Raw genomic sequence first — 1,195 nt, forward strand, 5'->3', positions numbered from 1 at the left:
ACCTGCACTACGTCTTTGATCTCTGGGCTCAGCAATGGCGACGGCGAGAAGCCACCGGCAACGTGATCGTCGTGCGGTATGCCGACGATATCGTGGCCGGCTTCGAGCACGAAGCCGATGCGAGGCGCTTCTGGGATGCGATGCGAGCGAGGTTCGAGCAATTCTCGCTCGAACTTCATGGGGAAAAGACTCGACTGCTGGAATTCGGCCGCCATGCGGCGGCACGACGAAAGCGGCGCCGGTTGGGCAGGCCAGAAACCTTCACCTTCCTGGGGTTCATCCTCATATGCGGCAAGACCCGTCGCGGAGCCTTCCAGCTTCAGCGCAAGACAAGGGGTGACCGCATGAGGGCAAGACTCCAAGAGATCAAGGCACAGCTGCGCGCCCGTATGCACGACGCCATTCCGGAACAGGGCAAGTGGCTGAAGGCGGTGGTCGCCGGCTACTTCGCGTACCACGCCGTGCCCACGAACTCGCGGGCGCTCGCGGCGTTCCGGTACCACGTCATCGAGCTATGGCGATGCACGCTCCGGCGACGCAGCCAGAAAGACGGCATGACGTGGGAGCGGATCATGAAGATCGCTGCAGCCTGGCTCCCGCCACCCCGAATCCTTCATCCATGGCCTGACCGGCGGTTCGCCGTCAAACACCCAAGGTGGGAGCCCAGTGCGTGAATTGCGCACGCTGGGATCTGTGCGGGGGGCGCTCAGCAATGAGAGTCCCTACCGCGATTCATGAGCAAGAGACCACGCCGTAACCACTCGCCGCTGTTCAAGGCCAAGGTGGCACTCGACGCCATCAAGGGCGAGAAGACGCTGGCGGAGCTGGCCAAGCTGCACGATGTGCACCCCAACCAGATCGTCGATTGGAAGAACCAGTTACTCGACCGCGCCGCCAGCGTGTTCGGTGCGGAGTCGGCACCCCCGGCGATCGACCTGAAGGAACTGCACGCCAAGATCGGGCAGCTCGCCTTGGAAAATGATTTTTTATCCGGCGCGCTCACCAAGGCCGGCATGCTGAGCGCAAAGCGATGATTGACCGCAACCATGCCCTGCCGATCACCCGCTTGGCATGGACGACTCAGTGGCGGTCAGGACTGTTGCCTGACATGGATGATTGAACTGCGCCATCTCCGCCATTTCATCGCGGTCGCCGAGGAACTGAACTTCCGACGTGCCGCGGAACGCGTCCGCAT

At 62.4% G+C, this 1,195-nt stretch carries 2 protein-coding genes and 1 pseudogene; all 3 read left to right on the forward strand.

Features of this window, described 5'->3' with window-relative positions; translation table 11 throughout:
- Positions 1–674 (forward strand): reverse transcriptase domain-containing protein (locus AC1DY5_RS56345; RefSeq protein ID WP_478122825.1); only part of this gene is annotated, 674 nt, incomplete at its 5' end.
- Positions 675–734: 60 nt separating this feature from the next.
- A pseudogene (locus AC1DY5_RS56350) lies at positions 735–1,072 on the forward strand (transposase); the annotation flags it as partial.
- 43 nt (positions 1,073–1,115) lie between these two features.
- A partial coding sequence (locus tag AC1DY5_RS56355) for a LysR family transcriptional regulator (RefSeq protein ID WP_478122826.1) occupies positions 1,116–1,195 on the forward strand: 80 nt, incomplete at its 3' end.

It is taken from the genome of Variovorax sp. P4_D9 (assembly GCF_056401695.1).